We start from the raw sequence: 17,968 nt of genomic DNA on the forward strand, positions 1-17,968 counted from the left end.
ATGACGTTGGGAATAGTGAAGGAGTGCCTTGTGACTTGTGACTTGTGACTTGTGGCGAGGGGAGTTCTTCACGCTTCCAGCGCGCACCCTCAGCCGTGGTGGGTGACAGCAGGAAGGGCGTGACTGAAGGCCCCCTCAACCTGGCCTCCTTGGGGAGGATCCACTAGCCAGGGCTCCGAAGGTAGCAGCGGCCTGTCCACACCCTGAGCCCCAACGTCCCTGCCACGTCCAGAGGCTGTCGCCGATGACGTACGTTCCCGGCGTGTGATCGAGTGTCGGGATGTGGTTACTGGGTGGGCGGCGGATGGCTGTGGTATCCCCTCATCGGGAGGAGGGAGAGATCCAGATCCTTGTCCGATGGTTACGCCGGTCAACGACTCTGGCGCTCCGGGGCATGCGGACGGCCACCTTCTGCGATGAGGGCGGTCGTTGCGTCAAGCATCAAGCGAGCCATGAAGACGGGGTGACCAGTCGCGCCCGCTCGTAGAGTTCCCGTGCAGCATGGTTTTTGAGGTGGGGACGAACTCGCGTATACATGGATCGAATGCGATCGTCCGCACGGCCGGATTGAACACTCGGGTAGTCGTCAAGAGCGAGATTCCAGGTCTCGCAGGCCGCCTCAAGGTGTCCAATTTCCAGCTGCCGCTCGGCCAGGGTGCACCGATGACGGACGCGCGCACGCCGATATACACCCTGTCGTTGCCGGTCTGACTGTTCCAGTGCACTAACTGACCCAACGGTGTCACCGAGTTCATAACGAACTTGACTCACGTGGTACAGCAGTGACGACGGATCATAAGAGCCGAAAGCCTTTGCCCGGGACTCCGCCTTCTCCATAGCTGTCTCAGCTTCCCGAAGGTACGTCAACGCATTACTACCGTCACCAATTTGCGCTGACGCGTGGGCCTGTTGACCAGCAAGGAAGGCACGCATTCTAGGCCCGGCATTTGGCGATGCGGACGCGGCGGCGTCAGCCAGCCGCATGGCCTGTCGCCCATGTCCAAGGTCTACTGCTTGAACACTCATCCCCCGCAGTGTGGTGCAGTACGTCAAGTGATCCTCGGACGCACCGGCAAGTTCCAGCGCCTTTACATAGTACTGCTGAGCCAGCCCATGAACCCCCTCGTCTACCGCCATGTACCCAGTGAGGTAACACAAGTCGGATGCCGCCGACAACATCGCCTTACGCACTGAATCAGGAGCGTCAGCCTTGAGGTACGGAGCGACTGTGTTTACGAGGAATGCCGCAGCCATCGGCCGAGCATGACGGCCGCCGAACTGATCGTCCAGGTCGGAAATTCGCTCGGTCATCGCGATGACCATTTCAACTTCCGGCATCCCTACCCGCTGGGCCTGGCCCGCCTGGACAGCTTCCATTCGTCCAACAACATCAGGCCAGCCCGGAACGTTGAGGGCGACAGAGAACAGTCCGGCCTCAATAACACTGCGGCGTGAGGGGTCCATGTCTCCCCTCCCCAGGTCAACGAGCCCTTCAGTAGAACTCGCGCATACGCGCGATTGGTTGGGGGGCGAGGGAAACCCCGCCTCAGTACGTGTGACAGGGCGACCGAGCTTGCGGGCCAAGGCTTCCAAGATCAGCGTTCGAGTGCCCTCCCTTGGCATGTGACCCTTGAGCCATTGGTGAACGGATGGCTCGCGGTACTTCACGGGCGTTCGCCGTTCGGTGCCAATGCGGTTGACCTCTTGCGCGAACTGACGGAGCGTCCAGCCAGTCTCACGGTGCAGTCGCTCAAGACCTCTGTTCGGTGCAGGCGTACCCATGTGCGCTCAACTCCTCGGACTGGTCGGGCACTTAAAGCTCTTAAAAACCACTCCCGTTGCCACGGTACCGCTGTGCACAGCAGTCGAGTTGCCTAGAGCGAGCACAGATCACCCGTCAAAACGTCACCCACGTCAAACGTGGGGTGCCAGGTACGGGACACCCCGGCGACCGTCCGCACGGCCCCGGGGCATGGTCACCAACCGCTAGGAGGTTGACGACATGCGCCAACATAACGCGTGGATCAGCGAACTGATCCTGAAAGTCTTACTGCCCACACAAGGGCGTCACCGGTCCACCAACCAACCGCCCCTCACCAAACGCCCGGACGCTCAGCGGGAGCGGCGGTTGCAGCGTGCCCGGCGCTGGGCGGCGTGGCTGGCGACGTACGGCGTAGATGTCGGGCCGCATCGGATTCACGGTGTGGAGGTGGGGTGCTGATGGCTCCCCGCATGAGCGACCCCGTGCACCTGCTGGACCCGTTCCCGGAGCCGAAGCCGGTCGAGGGATGCGACGTGTGTGCGGAGCTGGTGAAGCAACGAGCAGCGCACCGGAAGCACGGACGGTACGGGAAAGCGGCCATGTGCACGGTGGAGTTGGGGACCCACGCCCACAGGCGGAAGGCGAAGCGTTGAGGGGCTGGACGCGGTGGTGCTGGAAGGTTGAGGAGTGGTGGCACCGGCACGTGAGGCACCGGGAACTGTTCCGTCAACTCGACGCCTGTCGGGACGACGTCAAGGCCCGTTCCACGTGGATCGACGAACTGACCGACGAAGAGCTGGAGGAGATGCAGCGCCGCCTCGCAGCCTGCATCGACGCCCTACAAAGCGCGCCAGAACCTCCGGGCAGTACGTCATGCAGCGCAGGAGAGGTTCCTGCAATGGACGCTCCAAGCCGAGGCGGGCCCCGGCTACGTGGGGAAGTGCTGGGTCTGCTCCGAGTTCAGTCTCGACCCTCCCTCCAAGGACGAAGCCTGGGCCTGGTGCCTCCGGCACGTGGAAGCCACCGGTCACATCTATTTCGAGGTGACGGCGGAAGAATCCTTCGTTGCCGTACTCGCGGACCACCCGGCGGCGTAGGCCAGGGCGGATCCGCTGCATGAGTCTGGTCGCCCTGCCCGCGCAGTTGTCCCACCCTTTCCTGGGGTTTCCGGGTTCTCGGAGGCTCTGACGCGTTCCGGGTCACCTCAACGCGATTGCCCTGGGAACCATGCGCGGCCAGGATCAGGTACCGGCTGGCAGATACGTCAATCGGCCCTAACGTGACCGATGCACCTCCGGGAAATCGAGACGTAGGAGCGGTGGTGCGAGGGCGGGGATGCGAGGAACTCGTCTGCACTGTGAGCGTTGGCGAAGGCGGTGTCACCGTCATCGAGCAGGAAGACAAACCCACAGAACGTGAGGGCTCCCTACCGGCCGCTGCATATTTCTTGTCTTGGACTCTTCTGGCTGTGGCTCTGCCGCGGTGTATGGACACCCGACACGTTCCGTCGAATTTCGTGGCACGTGGGGTCGGCGTGACGCGTGGCCGAGTGGGTCGGTGCCCCGGCGGCTGCCGCCCCGTGTCGTTCCTCATCAAGCGACGCACCGAACAGCCAAGCTGGCACCGCCAGTCGGCGCCCGCATCACTGGTGCGGGCGCCGCTCACGCACCCTGTTCAGGCAGTTCCATTACCCGATACCCGATTCCACGATGAGGGGCCGAGCCAGTGGATGTGCTTCAGTTGCCACCGACGGCCAGGACGGCGGTGGCGTGGTTGCCGCCGCGGGAACTCTGGCCGGCGATTCAAGACATCCGCTGGGAGCACGATCCGCAGGTCCGGCGGTGGCCACCGCATGTGAACCTGCTGTTCGGCTTCGTGCCGGAGGAGGAGTTCGCGCGGGCCGCGCCGCTGCTCTCGGCCGCGGCGGCGGAGAGCACGGCGTTCACGGCTCGCCTGGCCGGCGTGCGGTACTTCCGGCACCGGCATTACGCGACGGTGTGGCTCGATCCGGCTGCGGCGAGCCTGGCACCGTGGACCCGTCTGCACCAGGCGCTGGAACTGCGGTTCCCCCTCTGCCGGGGGCGCGGTGGCCGCTTCACGCCGCATCTGTCTCTCGGCCGTACGCAGGACCCACAGTATCTGGCCGCCGAGTGCGCCGCCCGACTTGGTGCGTTGTCCGCCGTCGTCGAGGAAGTGGTCCTGCTCTCCCGACACGGCGAGGAGCCCATGCGGCCCCGGGCCGTGATCAGGCTGGGTACGGGCGAGTTCCGCCGGCTGACGGAGCAGCGGCAGTAGAGCTACGGATCGATTCCGGCAGACGCCTCGGCGGGCGACCGGCGGGGCAACCTGCTTGTGGCCACCGATCACATGCCGTGGCGCGCGGCAACTTCGATCCGCTTCGCAGCACTCCGGATCCACGGTTCACCGTGCGACGTCAACGACGTACACACAACCCACCCCATCCGCCTGGTCCCTGATCGCTCCCCTGGCTTCCTTGCCGCTGCGGACTTCTCCGGCTGCCTACAATCGAGCGATGCACAAGGACATCTCCCCCGACGTCGTAGTGGTCGCGCCCGATCCCGGCTGGGCGGTCCAGGGCGAGGACCTCGCTGAAGAGTTGTACGGCCTGCTCCGGCCGCTCGCGGTCCATGTCGAACACATCGGCAGCACGGCGGTCCCCGGTATGGCGGCCAAGCCCGTTCTTGACCTCCAGGTCAGCGTGCCCGACCTGGAGGAGGCGGAGAGCGCGTTCACTGGGTCGTTGGCCGAGCGGGGCTTCACGCTCGCTCCGTATCGGCTGGACCATGTTCCCGCGGGCAGTGACGACGATCAGGCGCGATGGACGAAGCGGCTGTGGGTGCGCCAGGGGGGCCAGGGGCTGGACGTCAACCTCCACGTGCGGAAGGTCGGTTCGCCCAACGAGCGGCTGGCGCTCCTTTTCCGGGACTGGTTGCGGACGCACCCCGAGGCGGTGCCGGCCTACGCCCGCTTCAAGCAGGTGTTGGCCGGCGCTGTTCCGGATCTCGCCACGTACGCCGACGTCAAGGACCCCGTGGTTGACCTCGTGGTCGCCGTGGCCGAGCCCTGGGCGCAGGCCACGGGATGGCAGCCGTCGGCCACGAAGACGGCCCGGCCCGCGGCCCAGAGCGGTTGACTTCCGTCCTGGCCGAGCAATTGCTCTGCGACCATCCGGCCAACCCGCGCCAGTGGTTGGACGCCGACGAGGTGGCCGGCCGACTGGCCTCCACTTTTCCCACCTGGTGGACGCGGTCCGCGCCGGCACCTCCGTCTATGCCGAGGTCCACGGCGCCTCGTTCTGGGAGGACTTGAGGGCGTCCCCTGCCCGGACCGCCTCGTTCGACCGACTGATGACGCAGGTCTCCCGGACAACGCGGAGAATCCGGACCGGCTACGACTGGTCGAGCGTCCGGCACGTGATCGATGTCGGCGGCGGCACCGGTGCCCTGCTCCACGAAATCTCGAAGCCCACTCGCACCTCCGCGGCACCGTCGCGGACCGGGAAGCTCGGTGGCCGAGGCTCACCGCTACCTGACGACGCAGGGCCTCAACGGCGGTGCGGACGTGGCGGTCTGCGACATGTTCGTCTCCCTCTCACCGCGCGGCGACGCCGATCTCCTCTCCCGCGTCCTGGCCGACTGGGGCGACGGGGAGGCCGCACGGATCCTGCGCACCTGCGCCACGGCCGCCCCAGCGACGGCCGGGTACTGATCGCCGAACGTGTACTCCCCGACCCGTCGCAAGCGCCTCAAGGCTCCGCAGGGGCCCGGCGACTGACCTCCCATGACCTCTGCGCATGCTGCTCCTCCTGGGCGGCCGCAAGCGCACCACATCCGGCTACGCCCGTCTCGGCGCCCAGTCCGGCCGGCCCCTCAACACCGCCCACCACCTCCCCGGCGGTGCCACGGTGATGGAGTTCTGGCCAGGGGCGGGCGGCGCCAAGGGCGGCTAGAGCCCGCCCGACGGGTCTCTCCGTACTCTCCAGTTCTGTTGCGCCCGGTAGCCAGGCGACTCCGGATCGACTAGCTTTTGCATGAGTAGTCGTGGTTCCGAAGTCTCAACGCCCGCGGTTCGCGCCGCGGGCGTCGTGCCGTGCAGTAGTGCCCGAGGACCAGGGCGATCACCTCACCCTGGGGCACTGACAAGCCAGTGCCCCCCGACCCTGGACAAGGGGACAACATGGCAACTGGCACCGTGAAGTGGTTCAACGCTGAAAAGGGCTTCGGCTTCATCGCCCAGGACGGCGGCGGCCCCGACGTCTTCGTCCACTACTCCGCCATCAACGCCGCCGGCTTCCGGTCCTTGGAAGAGAACCAGATGGTGAACTTCGACGTGACCCAGGGCCCGAAGGGCCCGCAGGCGGAGAACGTCACCCCGGCCTGACCGAAGGCCTCGGCGCCCCGAACCCAAAGGGCTCGGGGCGCCTTGCCGTAGCCGCGCTCCGGCTGGACCTCGCTGTCGCGGCTGACCCACGGTCTTCGTCGTCGGTCGCCGGCCCCGGTTGCCCGGCCGTTGTTCAGGGTGCACCTGGCTCGTCGACCATCGTCTTGACAGCGCTTTCGCGCCAGCCGGCGGTCCCGTTCCTGCCAACATCGTCGCCAGCAGCATCCTCGGGGAAACCGGTGAGCACGGTCTGCGGACTGCACTGATCAGTGCGCAGATTGGTGATCACGTCAGCGCAAGGAAGGGTTCAGTCCCCCGGTCGAGCCTTGGGCGACCCATTTTTCTCGTCCCACACCAACGGCCAGCGAGCCCCCGTCCGTTGCGCCTCCCTACTCCACCGCGTAAAGCAGCCGGTACTCAGCGCCATCCGCCGTGAAGCGCAGGCAGCGCTCACCAGGCGTATCCGTAATCCACTGCTCCCCGTCCTCGCCGTGCCCACCCGAGGCGCCGGCCTCTCCGAGGGAGACACCGATCCTCCCGGTGAAGTCGCAGTCGTACTTGACGGTGAACATCCGGTCTCCCAGCACCGTTCCGTTCCACACGGTGCCGCGATCCTGGACAACCAGCCTCGGCTCATCGGAGCCGCTCCAGCCCTCAGTCGTGACGCACTTGAGCTTCTCCAGATACAGCTTGGCCATACCGTTCCCCTGTGAAGGATCCTTCTCGACGCTTCACATCCTGCCGAGCCGCAATAAACGATCACTAAACGGTTGGTGTGGTGATCGTGGCAAGGACGATGTCCGCGGCCGAAAAGGGCTCGGTGCACGGCTGGTGCGGCGAGGAGCGTCCCTTCGCCCTGACTTGGCTGTGGGCTCCGCGGCTGCGGGCAGCAGGAGCGGGTCTGTGCCGGGAGCCTGCGGGTCAGCACAAGGCGCTGGCCGCTGGACTTCGGTGAGTGTCCGCCGGGTGAGTTCGGCGAAGTCGTAGCGGTTGGTCGTGTCCCTCCAGCGCTCGTAGGCGATCTTCCAAGCGAGCGCGCCCAGTTCGGCGGCTACGCGTGCGGCCAGGTCGGGAACGCCGCGGCGCTTGAGTGCGTCGACCATCGACGCGATGAGGCCGAGTTCCTTCAGCGCCTCGCGTTCACGTAGTTCCGGGTTGGCGGCGATCACCGCCGACCTCCGGGCATGGGACCAAGTCCCGTCACTGTGTCTGCTGGGGGTACTCATGAGCCGAGCTGTTGTCTACGACAACTTCGGTGGTCCCGAAGTACTGGAGCTGCGGGAGGTTCCGGAACCGCATGCCGGGCCGGGCGAGGTCCGCGTCCGCGTCACGGTCGCCGGTCTGAACCCCATGGACTGGGTCATTGCCTCGCAGCCCGAGGTCGCGGCCCGGTTCGGCGTCGGCGCGCCCTCCGGCTTCGGCTACGACTTCGCCGGCGTCGTCGACGAAGTCGGCGCCGGTGCCATGGGTTTCGCTGTAGGTGACCGTGTGCACGGTGGCGCGATGGGGAGGGCTGTCGCCGATTTCGTAGTGGTCAAGACGCCCTCTGAGGCGGCCGAGCCGATCTGGCGCACGCCGGAGGGCATCGGTGACGAGGTGGCGGCGACGCTTCCGGTGGCCGGCATGACCGCCGCCGCCGCGCTGTCGGCGATCGGCCTGCGGTCCGGCGACACCCTCCTGGTCGGCGGCGCCGCGGGCGGCGTGGGCGTGTTCGCCGTACAGCTCGCGAGGCTCGCCGGCGCCAGAGTGATCGGAACTGCCGGGCCGGGCACGTTCGGGTTCCTGCGCCGGTTCGACGTCGAGCCGGTGGCCTACGGCCCCGAACTGGCAGACCGGGTCCGGGCCCTGGCTCCGGAGGGCGTCACCGCGGCAGCCGACCTGTTCGGCATCGAAACGGCCGAGACCGCGCTCGCGCTCGGCGTGCCGCCCGAGCGGATCTCCACGATCGCCGCGGGTCCCAACCCTCCCGGCGGCGTCCGCGCGACCGGTGGTTTCGACGCGAGCCCGGACGCCATGGGTCGGATCAGCGACGCGATCCTTGCCGGCGCGATCACCGTGCCGATCGCCGCGACCTTCCCGATCGGGCAGATCCGCGATGCCGTGGCACTGCAAGCCGGACGCCACGTCCACGGCAAGGTCGTGATCACGCTGCGGCCGGGGCTCCACTGAACACCGCACCACGCTCTACCCGCCGGGAGAGAGTGCCCGCAACACGTTCGCCGTCTTCTTCGGTGAGACCTGCCGGCACCGTACTCACGCCTCGCACGCGACGCCGTCCAGCCAAGGGCGACTCTCCGGGCGAGAACCGGCACGCCTCTTCCCTCGATGCGCTGGCTGACTGGGTACAGGCTGGGTTCGGCACGGTCGACGCCCTGTTCGCCGATGCCGGGGTCACCGGCTCCGCACCGCTGGGAAGCAACGAGTGAGGAGTTGGCGGCCACCTGCTGACCGCCAACGCCAAGGGCCGTACTTCTCCTGCGAAAGATCCGAAGCGCGCGGGTTCGCGGGTTCCTGGAGGGGAACGGGCGCGAACTCGCGCGTCGGTCTGCCGATTTGGCTGGTGCCCGCCGAGGGGGTCCGGGCCTCGGCGGGCCGGGTGTCACTCGTCGATTGCCTGGTAGACGGTGGTCCAGAAGTCGTGGATGAGCCGTGCCGGGGCCGGGGTGGACAGCCCGACCTGGGTGAGCAGGATTCCGGTGAGTTGGTTGTGCGGGTCGGCGTAGGCCGTGGTACCGGTTCCGCCGTCCCAGCCGAATTGGCCGAGAGGCGCGTAGTCGCTGCGGTAGGTGCGCACCGCCATCCCGAAGCCCCAACCGCCGTGCTGGCCCTGGCCGAAGCTCAGATGGACGTTGTCACGGGCCAGGGCGGTGCGGGCGGCGTTCTGCTCGGGGGTGAGGCGGTTGGTGGTCATCAGCTCCACCGCGGGCCGGGACAGGATCCGCTCGCCCTCGTGTGTGCCGTGGTCGAGCAGCATCCGGAGGTAGGCGTGGTAGTCGTCCACGGTCGAGACCAGCCCGCCGCCGGCTGACTGGAACGCCGGCGGCCGGCTCCACCGTCCCTCCTCGGCCTCGTCCCACACCTGGAACCCTCCGGTCTCCTGGGGGAAGTAGACGGGCGGCAGCCTGTCGATCGTGCCGGCGGGCACGTGGAAGCCGGTGTCCTTCATCCCCAGCGGTTCGAGGACCCGCTCGCGCAGGAACGACTCGAACGGCCGGCCCGTGGCCCTGGCGACGAGCACGCCGAGCAGGTCGCTGGCGAGGTCGTACTGCCAGCGCTGTCCGGGCTGGTACGACAGCGGCAACTCCCCGAGGCGGCGCATCCACTCGTCCGGCTCGGGGACCGGCCCCGCATCCGGGTCGTAGTTGGACCGCTCAAGGGCGGCGGTCATGATCGGGGAGCCCATCAACGTCAGGTCGACGCCGAGCCCGAACGTGGAGGTCAGCACGTCGCGCACGGTGATCGGTCGCTGCGCGGGCACGGTGTCGTCCAGCGGGCCGTCGGGCTGCTTCAGCACCTGACGGTCGGCGAGTTCGGGCAGCCACTGGTCTATCGGGTCGTCCAGCCGCAGTTTGCACTCGTCCAGCAGGACCATCGCCGCCGCCGTCGTGACCGGCTTGGAGGTGGAGGCCATCCGGAAGACGGTGTCCCGGCGCATCGGCGCGCCGCCGTCATGGCGCATCGTCCCGATCGCCTCCACATGTGTCTGCCCGCCCCGGCTGACCAGGGCGACCAGCCCCGGGATCTGCCCGGACTCGACGTGCCGCGCCAGGACGTCGCGCAGTCTGCGCAGCCCTGTCTCGGAGAAGCCGCTGCGCTGGCCGGCCAGGGTCGTGGACATGGTGGGAACTCCTTTGTTGGCACGGATGGTTGTGGGTCGCCTCGCCCGAGGGGCTCGTCCTCGGCGCGGGGCGGCCTTGCTTCGAGGGAGCGGATCGCCGATCGGTCGGCGCCGGTCAGTGGCTGTGCGCGGTGATGTCGCCGTCGGAGGTGGTGGCGTGGATGACGAGCTGGTCGACGCTGCCATCGGCTGACTTCAGGGAGTTGCGGATCCGGCCGTGGGAGGTGCCGGCGTCCAGGGAGGCCGACACGCCGGCGGCGGCGCCGACCGAGATGTCGCCGGCGTCGGTGCGCAGCGTGACGCTGCCGCGGACGGCCTCCGTGATGCGGATGTCGCCTTTGCTGGTGCGGATCTCGGCGGGGCCGGTGACGCGGCCGACCGTGACGTCACCGGCCGTCGTGGTCAGGTGGGCGCTCGCGGCCTCGTCGAGGTCGATCGCGCCGTGTTCGCTGGCGACGGTCACGTTGCCGAACCGGCCGACGGCCCGCAGTTCGACGCTGGCTGCCGTCAGCTCAACCCGGGATCCGGCGGGCAGGTGGACGGTCACCTCGACGGCGCCGGTGGGCCCGAAGTACTGGTTCCTGGCCGGTCCCTGGATCCGTAGGACGCCGTCGGTGCAGTCGACCGTGGTCTGCTCCGCCGCCTTGGCGTCGCGGTTCCTGGTGGGGTCCGCGGGGGCGATCTCGACCGCGGTGTCGGCGCGGTCGGCGGCCGTGAGCCGGACGGTGCCGGCGGGGACGGCAAGGACGGCGGTGATCGGGGCGGGCGTGGTGAACGTAGGCATGACGGTGTTCTCCTGAGGGTTCGCTATGGCGACTGGTGCTGGTGGACGCACCTTGATGAGGTGGATGCGGTCGGTGGTCCGAGCGTTGGGGCCGGGATTGAAGGGTGTGCTGACACCGGAGGCACTGTGCCGAGGTGTCCGCCGGCGTGGCGGGGCGTGGTGCGTTCAGGTCAGGCCGGTTGAAGGGGGCGCGCCCGCGGGTGGTTCGGCCCTGCGGGGAGGGACCGGTTGCGGGCAGCCGAGCCGGTCGGCGATCACCGCCAGCACCTGCCCCAGGTCGCGTGCCATGCGGGCGTGCAGACCGATTTCGGCGATCCCGGCGGCAAAGCCCGGGTGTTCCGGAAGGACTCGCAGGACCCGATGGGTCACCCGGGTGCCCGCGGGGCAGGCGGTGGCGTGGTGCACTCCGGCGTACCAGCTCTGCACCGCGACTCTCGACCGGGCCCGGTCCACCTCGATGTCCACCGGCTCCACCGGCCCGGCGAGCTCCGCCCGGTAGGTGTCAGCGCCGGGCCCGGCCACGACGGTCATCGCCCCCTGCCGTGCTGCGGAGGCTCTGGCCAGGATCAGCAGGTTGTCATCGCCCACCCGCCCTTCGGCGACGGCGAGCAGGAGCGCGGCGACCGCTTCAACGGGCGCGGCGAGCGTGCCGTGCACGTCCCAACGGGCGGGCAGCGCGTCCAGTTCGGTGAGCAGAGATGGCCTGGTGTCCATGAGGGGAAGCCTCGCCGCCGCGGCCGGTCCCCGACCACCCCTCCCCTGCCGCTCGGGACGCGGGACAACCCACCGAGACCCGACTGACCTGCGTCGTCACTCCCCGGTACGGCCCTGGTACGGGTGTCCCGGGACGGGACGGGACACCTGGGCCAGCGCCGAACGTGCCTGCGGCATCAGGTAGTCGATGCCGCTGGCGGTGGCGATCTCCAGCGCCGCCCGGGAGTGCCGCGCCCCGGCGTCCCGGTCTCCGGTGTCCAGGCAGGACTGCGCGTATGCCAGGTGGCTGCGGGCCAACCAGTGCGGCTCGCCGACGCGTTCGAGGATCCGCGCGGCCTCGGCATGCCTGGCGGCCGCCTCCTCGACACGGTCGAGGTGGCGCAGCGCGACGGCGACGTCCGTCAGGCTGATCGCCTCGAACACCGTATGCCCGGTCGTCCGACTGATCTCGGTGGACTGCTCGGCGAAGTCGAGCGCGGCCTCGGCGTCACCCCGTCCGAGCGCGGCCCAGCCGAGCACGTCCAGGCACATGCGCTCCGTCTGCCGGTCCAGCGCACGCGCGGCCTCGATCCTCTCCGCGGCGATCTCGTGGGCCTCGTGGAACCTCCCCAGCTGCACCAGCGCGGTACCGATGGCGGTGTGCACCCGTACGTGGACGGCGGACCCGGCGGCCAGCGGCAGCGCGAAGGACTCGCGCATGACTGCGATGCCGCCCTCGGCGTCGCCGGTGTACATCCGGGCTTCTCCCAGCTTCATGAGGGAGAGGGTCTCGCCGACGAGGTCGCTCTCCGCGGCCATCAGCGCGCGGGCCGCCTCAAGTTGGGGCGCCGCCTCCGTCATCCGGCCGACGCGCATCAACGCGGCCCCCAGCAGGTACCGGTGCGAGGCGAGCATGCGGCGGTCGTCGAGCCTTTCCGCGGCGGGCATGCTGGCCTCAAGTCCCCGGATCAGCCGCGCCACTCCGCCGCGTCGGGCTTCGGAGATCAGGGCGAGCTGCCCGAGCCCGACCGCGGGCGCGTCGATGCGCAGCTCCACCGCGAGCGAGAACGTCGCGGTGAGGTTGGCCCACTCGGTGTTCATCCAGTCGACGGCTATGTCGTAGACGGAGAGGTCGGGAAGCGCGGGGGGGCGGCTGCTCGACGATGACCGGCAGCGGGATGAGCACCTCGACCCGCTGCTTCACGGCGAGCATGCCGCTCAGGTAGTAGTCGCCCAGCCCGGCGATCGCCGGCACGGGATCGGCCACGGCCGCCTCGCCGAGGGCGGCCTGCCGCAGCAGGTCGTGCATCCGGTAGCGGCCGGCCGCCGGCTCCTGGAGCAGATGGACGTCCACCAGGTCCTCCAGCAGGGCTCGGGCGTTGACCAGCGGAATCCCGGCCAGAGCGGCCGCGCCGTAGGCGTCGATGTCGTCGCCGGGCACCAGCCCCAGCAACCCGAACATCCGTCGCTGCGCGGCGTCGAGCTGACGCAGCGACATCCCGAAGACGTCCGCGACGGCCAACTCGCCGTCGCGCAGCCGCTCCACGAGGGTGTCGAGGGTCCATGCGGGCCGGTGCCGCAGCCGCGCAGCGGCCACCCGGATCGCCAGCGGAAGGTTTCCGCAGCGGCGCAGCACCTCGCCGACGTCGCCGGGCCGGGTGCCGCCCGCGGACGCGACGAACAGCCGTGCCGCCTCCTGCGGCGGAAGGACGTCGAGGGACAGCGGCCGGGCGCCGTCCAGGTGCACCATCCTGCGGCGGCTGGTGACCATGGCGAAGCTCCGGCCGGCGCCGGGGAGCAGGTCGCGCACGTGGTCGGCGTCGGCGGCGTTGTCCAGCACGACGATCGCGCGCCGGGTGGCGAGCTCGGACCGCCACAGCGCGGCCCGTTCGGCGACCGACTCGGGGATCCTGCCGGGCGGGAGCCCGAGTGCGGCCAGCAGCACGCGCAGCGCCTCCGCGGGCTCGACCGGTTCCCGGCCCGGGGTGAAGCCGTGCAGGTCCAGATAGAGCTGGCCGCCGGGGAAGTCGGCGGTCAGCAGATGCGCGGCGTGCACGGCCAGCGCGGACTTGCCCACCCCTCCCATGCCGTCGATCGCCACCACCGTCGTCTCCCGTGCGGCGGCGAGGAGTTCGGCCAGCTCGTCGCGGCGCCCGGTGAACGCGGTGACGTCGTGCGGCAGGTCGTTGCGCACCGTCGGAACCGGCGATGCGACGCCGCCGGACCGGGGCGCGTCCTTGGCCCGCTCCCACAACTCGCGCAGCGGCCTGGGGTCCCGTCCGGCCGCCCTGCACAGCGCCACCACCGCTGGCCACGGCGCGACGGCCTGGCCGGAGAAGTAGCGCGACAGCGAGGAGCTGCTGACATTGATCTCCCGCGCCAGTTCGCGCAGGCTCCGCCCGGTCTGATCGCGCAGCTGCCGAAGGCTGCCCGCCAACTCCTCGCTCACCTTGCCGCCCTTCTCCAGGTTCATCCGTCGATCATCGAAGACAGTGAAGTATGCCGGTGCTGATGAGGGTCGACTCCCGTGTTGAGGCGAAGGCAACTTCGTCGCGCACCGGCCGGAGAGACAGCCGACGAGCGCTCCCCGTGTACGCGGGGATGACGGCCACGAGTTGGTCGGCATCTCCGGGGAACGATCCCCGCGTGGGCCGGGTCCACTTCACCACGGCATGCACCACAGTGGTGAAGCCTGAACGACCCCTTCTGGCAGCGGAAGTCGGTTGCAGCCTTCGCCTCGGCCACCGTCACCGCGGCAGCTCTGCTGTCCGCTCAGGGCGTGCTCGGCAGCCATCTCCACGAGCACCACCGGGGCCTGGTCCCGGCCGCGCACCTGCGGCTGGGTGATCGCCCGCGCGGTCTCCCCGGCGGCGGCAGTCGGCCGAGGAGACAAAGGTGCTCGTCGCGCAGATCCCCATGCTGCGGCTGGGGACTCCGGCCGAAGTGCCCAAGGCAGCGCTTTTCTCGCGTGTGACGCCGCCTACACCACCGGCACCGAACTCACCGTGGGCAGTGGGGGCACTCAGCTATGACGCCCAACACCCGTGGCTGAGCACATAGTCGACGAGCGCTGCCGCTGGGCTCGGCTCGTCCGACGACAGCGAATCGAACGCTGCTGGACATTCGATTCCCCAGGCCAGAGTGTGGCAGCGGTGACGTACGCCATGGCAACTCCAGGGAGATTCCACGAAGTTGCCAACTCTGACGGCTCAGCCGATGCTGGCGGAGCCTGGTCCTCCGCCCCGCCCTGTGGTGCGAGATTCTGGCGCTGGATGCGATCTACGTGGCGTGCCGAATCGGCGGGCGGAGACGGAGCGAGAGCTGGGGTCGTGGGGCTGTTCCTGGCTGAGGGGGTGTCGGTGCCGCGGCCGGAGGAGCAAGTGTCGGCGACGTGGCCCTCGGCGGAGAGGCCGAGGCCGCGAAGCTCCGGCGTGGACACAGCCCCAGCGCCGCCCTCCCGGCAGAGCGCCCGGAGGACAGCGACCTCGGCCTTCCGCCCTTTCGCAGCGGAAAGGACGGAAGGCCGAAGTGCGCCGCAAGACCCTGTCCTCGCGGCGCACTTGACCCGGCATCAGCCGGGGCGCTTCACAACAACGGAGCCTACGACGCCGCCGGGCTGTCGACGTGACGCGCGCGCAGCGCCTTCTTGTCCACCTTGCCGACCTTGGTCGTCGGGAGCTGGTCCAGCAGCACCGTCTTCCGGGGCGTGTACAGCTCTCCCAGCTCGGCGGTCACCGCCGCGGCGACCGCCTCCGGGTCGACGTCGACGTCCTCGGCCGTGGCCAGGAAGATCTGTACGGCCTCCCCGTACTCCTCGTCCGGCACGCCCAGCGCCGCCGCGTTGCGCACACCGGGCAGCGTGAGGAGGAAGTCCTCCAGGACCCGGGAGTAGACGTTGTCGCTGGTGCTGCCGGTGACGATGATGTCCTTGGCCCGGTCGACGAGGTAGAGGTACCCCTCGGCGTCGAGGTAACCCATGTCGCCCGTACGCAGCCAGCCGTCCTGCAATGCCGCCGCGGTCCGCTCCGGGTCCTCGTAGTAGCCGAGCATCACCGGCTCGCCGTGGACGCACACCTCGCCGACCTGCCTGACGGGCAGCGCCTCGGTGCTGTCCTCAGCGCGGATCTCGATCTTGACGTCGGAGATCGCGCGACCGCAGCTACGCCAGAGCTCGGGACGCCGGGCCCCTTCCGAGGCGAGGTCCTCCGCGCCGAACGCGGTGATTCCGAGCGACTCCGACTGTCCGTAACCCTGGCTGACCACGGGGCCGAACACCTCGACCGCCTGCTGCAGCCGGCTGGGCGACGTGGCAGCGCCGCCGACGACGATCCGCCGCAGCGCGGGCAGGATGCCCGGCTTGCACTCCGGGTGGTCGAGAACCGCGTACAACATGGGCGGTACGAACATGGTGGCGGTGATGCGCTCCTCGCGCAGTACCGTCAACGCCGCTTCCGCTTCGAACTCCGGCAGCACGACGAGGGCGGAGCCCGTCACCAGAGACTGGAGCGAGGTGAGGTGGCCGCTGCCGTGCGTGAGCAGTGTGGAGACGAGCACCCGGTCCGTGCCCTCGTCCATGTTCGGGAAGAACGTGGAGCCGGACTCCTGCTGGGCGTCGTCCACCAGGTCCACCAGCATGTTGTAGAGCCGGTGGCTGTGCGAGGCGAGCTTGGGGCGGCCCAGGGTTCCGCCGGTGTAGAGAACGGTGACGGCTTCGTCCGCTCCCGGGGCGGGCACGCCCTCGGGGCGCTCGTCCGGGCACTCGGCCGCGAGAGCCAGCAGGTCGGTGCACTCCTGCTCGCAGGGCCCGAGGCTGAGCAGTTCGGGGTTGTGGATGCTGCGGCCGGCCGCGTCGGCGGCCCGTTGCGCGAAGAGCGGGTCGGTGACCACGGCGCGCGCCCGGGACTGCTCGACGAGCGCGGCGAGCTCGCCGGGCCCAGGCTCGGGCGGCAGGAACACGACGCGACAGCCGATGAGATGGACGGCGAGCTGCACCAGGACGGAGTCCACGCGGTTGGCCAGGAACAGCCCCACTCCGTCGCCGGGCGCGAGCCCCTGCCCGCGCAGCGCATGCCCCAACTTGAACAGCCGACGCCGGGCTTCCCCCCTGGTCAGCCGCTGTTCCCCCTGGACGAGCGCCTCGGCGTCCTCGTCCTTGTACCAGTGATCCAGAATGCGGTCCACGTAGGTCCGCGTCTCGGATGTCTCCTGTGCATTAACAATCACTAATACATCCAAACATGCCGCTCAGTGGCCGTGGCCGCGTGGGGCCGCCCCTTCGCTCACAGGCCGGCGGAGTACCATGCCCCAGCCTTGTTGAAGAATCGACAATCGCAGGTCAACTGAGCTCTGGAGAGAGCACGCTGAACGCCCGTCAGCACGGCGGGAACCGCTCCCACGGTGTGGCCTCAGCAGGCGGGCTCTTGTGCGGATGCCGACGGGCCGGCAGCGAGGTCGGCCCGTTGCGTCGCGCTCACCGCAGGTGGCCTGCCTGGCCCTACGGGGCGCACAGGCACTCCTCACACCCTTCGGCAGCCGCGCAGTCACCCACGAAGTTCATCAACGTTTCCCTCCGCGTTCTCGTCCAAGCCCGCAGGGATGCCAGGGAACGCGAGATCGCCGGTTTCGTACCCCTTGGCGGAGAAAGTGATTACTTTCCGCCCGGTTTCCGCGAACGCTCCGGGTATGACCGTGTTGTTCCTGATCGTCGGCCTGCCAGGGGCTGGAAAGACCACGAGGGCTCGGCAGTTGGCCGAGGAGCACCGTGCGCTGCGGCTGACGCCGGTGAGCTGATGGGCCCGCTGTTCGGGGAGCCGGAGGCTGGCGGGAAGCGCGAGGTGTGGGAAGGTCGGCTGCTCTGGCTTGGCCTGGAGGCGCTGAGGCTTGGAACGAACGTGGTGCTGGATTTCGGCTGTTGGACTCGTGACGGGCGATCCGCGATCCATTTGCTGGTGGCTTCCGGAGGTGCGTCCTGTCACCTGGTGTACGCGCCGGTGGACCATGAGACCCAGCGCGCTCGGATCGCCCATCGCCAGTCGACCACCCCGGGCCAAACCTTCCCCACGAGCGAGGCGGATCTCCGTGGCTCTCGGGGTCTGTTCGAGGAGCCCGACGCAGCGGAACTCGAATGCGGTCAGGCCGCCAACCCGCCTTCTGGGTGGCCGGGATGGTACGAGTGGTCGGCCGGTCGATGGTCCTCCCTCGTGTGACCGCCCACCGTCCAACCTCGGTTTGCCCCGACTCTGAGCGGGCGGGGGCGGAAGTCAGGGACAGGCACCCGAGGCGATCGGCGAGCCGTATCCAATCCGCCCAAGACACCGGCCTGTTGGTGCAGTTCGACGTGGCGAGGTGACTGGCGTCTCGGCTGGGAACGCTGGACCGCACCTGGCCGTGGACTGCTAGTGCCGCATCAACGAACCTTTGCCTCGTTGTGATGTGACACGCCGTTGGAACGTTGGCCCGGGGGGTGTGGTGCTGGCAGGTTGTTCGAATG

The 17,968-nt window shown here is 69.1% G+C and carries 15 protein-coding genes and 2 pseudogenes; 8 read left to right on the forward strand and 9 right to left on the reverse strand.

Features of this window, described 5'->3' with window-relative positions:
* Positions 1 to 441: 441 nt before the first annotated feature.
* Positions 442 to 1,782 carry a tetratricopeptide repeat protein gene (locus ACIQU6_RS15545; protein WP_403482138.1) on the reverse strand — a complete coding sequence of 447 codons (1,341 nt, stop codon included), beginning with the start codon at positions 1,780 to 1,782 and terminating at the stop codon, positions 442 to 444.
* Between the two features lie 1,705 nt (positions 1,783 to 3,487).
* Between ACIQU6_RS15545 and ACIQU6_RS15550 the strand changes: the two genes are divergently transcribed.
* The 6 genes and pseudogenes from ACIQU6_RS15550 to ACIQU6_RS15575 all read left to right on the forward strand — a co-directional run bounded on the left by ACIQU6_RS15550 (position 3,488) and on the right by ACIQU6_RS15575 (position 6,163).
* Entirely contained in the window at positions 3,488 to 4,057 is a 570-nt protein-coding gene (locus ACIQU6_RS15550) for a 2'-5' RNA ligase family protein (protein WP_403482139.1), read from the forward strand.
* Positions 4,058 to 4,295: 238 nt separating this feature from the next.
* Complete coding sequence (locus ACIQU6_RS15555) at positions 4,296 to 4,916, forward strand: GrpB family protein (RefSeq protein ID WP_403482140.1); 621 nt, start codon at positions 4,296 to 4,298, stop codon at positions 4,914 to 4,916.
* Between the two features lie 106 nt (positions 4,917 to 5,022).
* Positions 5,023 to 5,235, forward strand: a pseudogene (locus tag ACIQU6_RS15560) (methyltransferase); the annotation flags it as partial.
* Between the two features lie 55 nt (positions 5,236 to 5,290).
* Positions 5,291 to 5,491 (forward strand): methyltransferase, encoded by a 201-nt coding sequence (locus ACIQU6_RS15565; RefSeq protein WP_403482141.1) that lies wholly within the window; start codon positions 5,291 to 5,293, stop codon positions 5,489 to 5,491.
* An 85-nt stretch (positions 5,492 to 5,576) separates the two neighbouring features.
* Positions 5,577 to 5,732, forward strand: coding sequence for a hypothetical protein (locus ACIQU6_RS15570; protein WP_403482142.1), 156 nt, complete (start codon positions 5,577 to 5,579; stop codon positions 5,730 to 5,732).
* A gap of 227 nt (positions 5,733 to 5,959) precedes the next feature.
* Positions 5,960 to 6,163: a cold-shock protein gene (locus tag ACIQU6_RS15575; protein WP_403482143.1), complete on the forward strand. Its 204-nt coding sequence runs from the start codon at positions 5,960 to 5,962 to the stop codon at positions 6,161 to 6,163.
* A 133-nt stretch (positions 6,164 to 6,296) separates the two neighbouring features.
* Here ACIQU6_RS15575 and ACIQU6_RS15580 read toward each other — a convergent pair whose 3' ends face one another.
* From ACIQU6_RS15580 to ACIQU6_RS15590, 3 genes are all read right to left on the reverse strand, one after another.
* Positions 6,297 to 6,452, reverse strand: a complete 156-nt coding sequence (locus ACIQU6_RS15580) for a hypothetical protein (RefSeq protein WP_403482144.1) — start codon at positions 6,450 to 6,452, stop codon at positions 6,297 to 6,299.
* 100 nt (positions 6,453 to 6,552) lie between these two features.
* Entirely contained in the window at positions 6,553 to 6,861 is a 309-nt protein-coding gene (locus tag ACIQU6_RS15585; RefSeq protein WP_403482145.1) for a hypothetical protein, read from the reverse strand.
* 33 nt (positions 6,862 to 6,894) lie between these two features.
* Positions 6,895 to 7,332, reverse strand: coding sequence for a hypothetical protein (locus ACIQU6_RS15590; RefSeq protein WP_403482146.1), 438 nt, complete (start codon positions 7,330 to 7,332; stop codon positions 6,895 to 6,897).
* 55 nt (positions 7,333 to 7,387) lie between these two features.
* Between ACIQU6_RS15590 and ACIQU6_RS15595 the strand changes: the two genes are divergently transcribed.
* Entirely contained in the window at positions 7,388 to 8,332 is a 945-nt protein-coding gene (locus tag ACIQU6_RS15595; protein WP_403482156.1) for an NADP-dependent oxidoreductase, read from the forward strand.
* Between the two features lie 430 nt (positions 8,333 to 8,762).
* On the opposite strand, the gene ACIQU6_RS15600 is transcribed toward ACIQU6_RS15595, so the two are convergent.
* From ACIQU6_RS15600 to ACIQU6_RS15620, 5 genes are all read right to left on the reverse strand, one after another.
* Positions 8,763 to 10,001: a serine hydrolase domain-containing protein gene (locus ACIQU6_RS15600; RefSeq protein WP_403482147.1), complete on the reverse strand. Its 1,239-nt coding sequence runs from the start codon at positions 9,999 to 10,001 to the stop codon at positions 8,763 to 8,765.
* Positions 10,002 to 10,116: 115 nt separating this feature from the next.
* Entirely contained in the window at positions 10,117 to 10,785 is a 669-nt protein-coding gene (locus tag ACIQU6_RS15605; protein ID WP_403482148.1) for a DUF4097 family beta strand repeat-containing protein, read from the reverse strand.
* Positions 10,786 to 10,950: 165 nt separating this feature from the next.
* The gene (locus ACIQU6_RS15610) at positions 10,951 to 11,499 is read right to left on the reverse strand and encodes a hypothetical protein (RefSeq protein ID WP_403482149.1); all 549 of its coding nucleotides are present in this window, start codon (positions 11,497 to 11,499) and stop codon (positions 10,951 to 10,953) included.
* Between the two features lie 934 nt (positions 11,500 to 12,433).
* Positions 12,434 to 13,951 carry a helix-turn-helix domain-containing protein gene (locus tag ACIQU6_RS15615; RefSeq protein ID WP_403482150.1) on the reverse strand — a complete coding sequence of 506 codons (1,518 nt, stop codon included), beginning with the start codon at positions 13,949 to 13,951 and terminating at the stop codon, positions 12,434 to 12,436.
* A 1,127-nt stretch (positions 13,952 to 15,078) separates the two neighbouring features.
* On the reverse strand, positions 15,079 to 16,659 hold the full coding sequence (locus ACIQU6_RS15620) for a class I adenylate-forming enzyme family protein (RefSeq protein WP_403482151.1): 1,581 nt from the start codon (positions 16,657 to 16,659) through the stop codon (positions 15,079 to 15,081).
* 501 nt (positions 16,660 to 17,160) lie between these two features.
* On the opposite strand from ACIQU6_RS15620, the pseudogene ACIQU6_RS15625 reads away from it, so the two are divergent.
* Positions 17,161 to 17,684 (forward strand): annotated as a pseudogene (locus tag ACIQU6_RS15625) (AAA family ATPase).
* Positions 17,685 to 17,968: the final 284 nt, after the last annotated feature.

The organism is Streptomyces sp. NPDC090442 (assembly GCF_044769405.1).
In the GTDB taxonomy this organism is placed as follows: domain Bacteria; phylum Actinomycetota; class Actinomycetes; order Streptomycetales; family Streptomycetaceae; genus Streptomyces.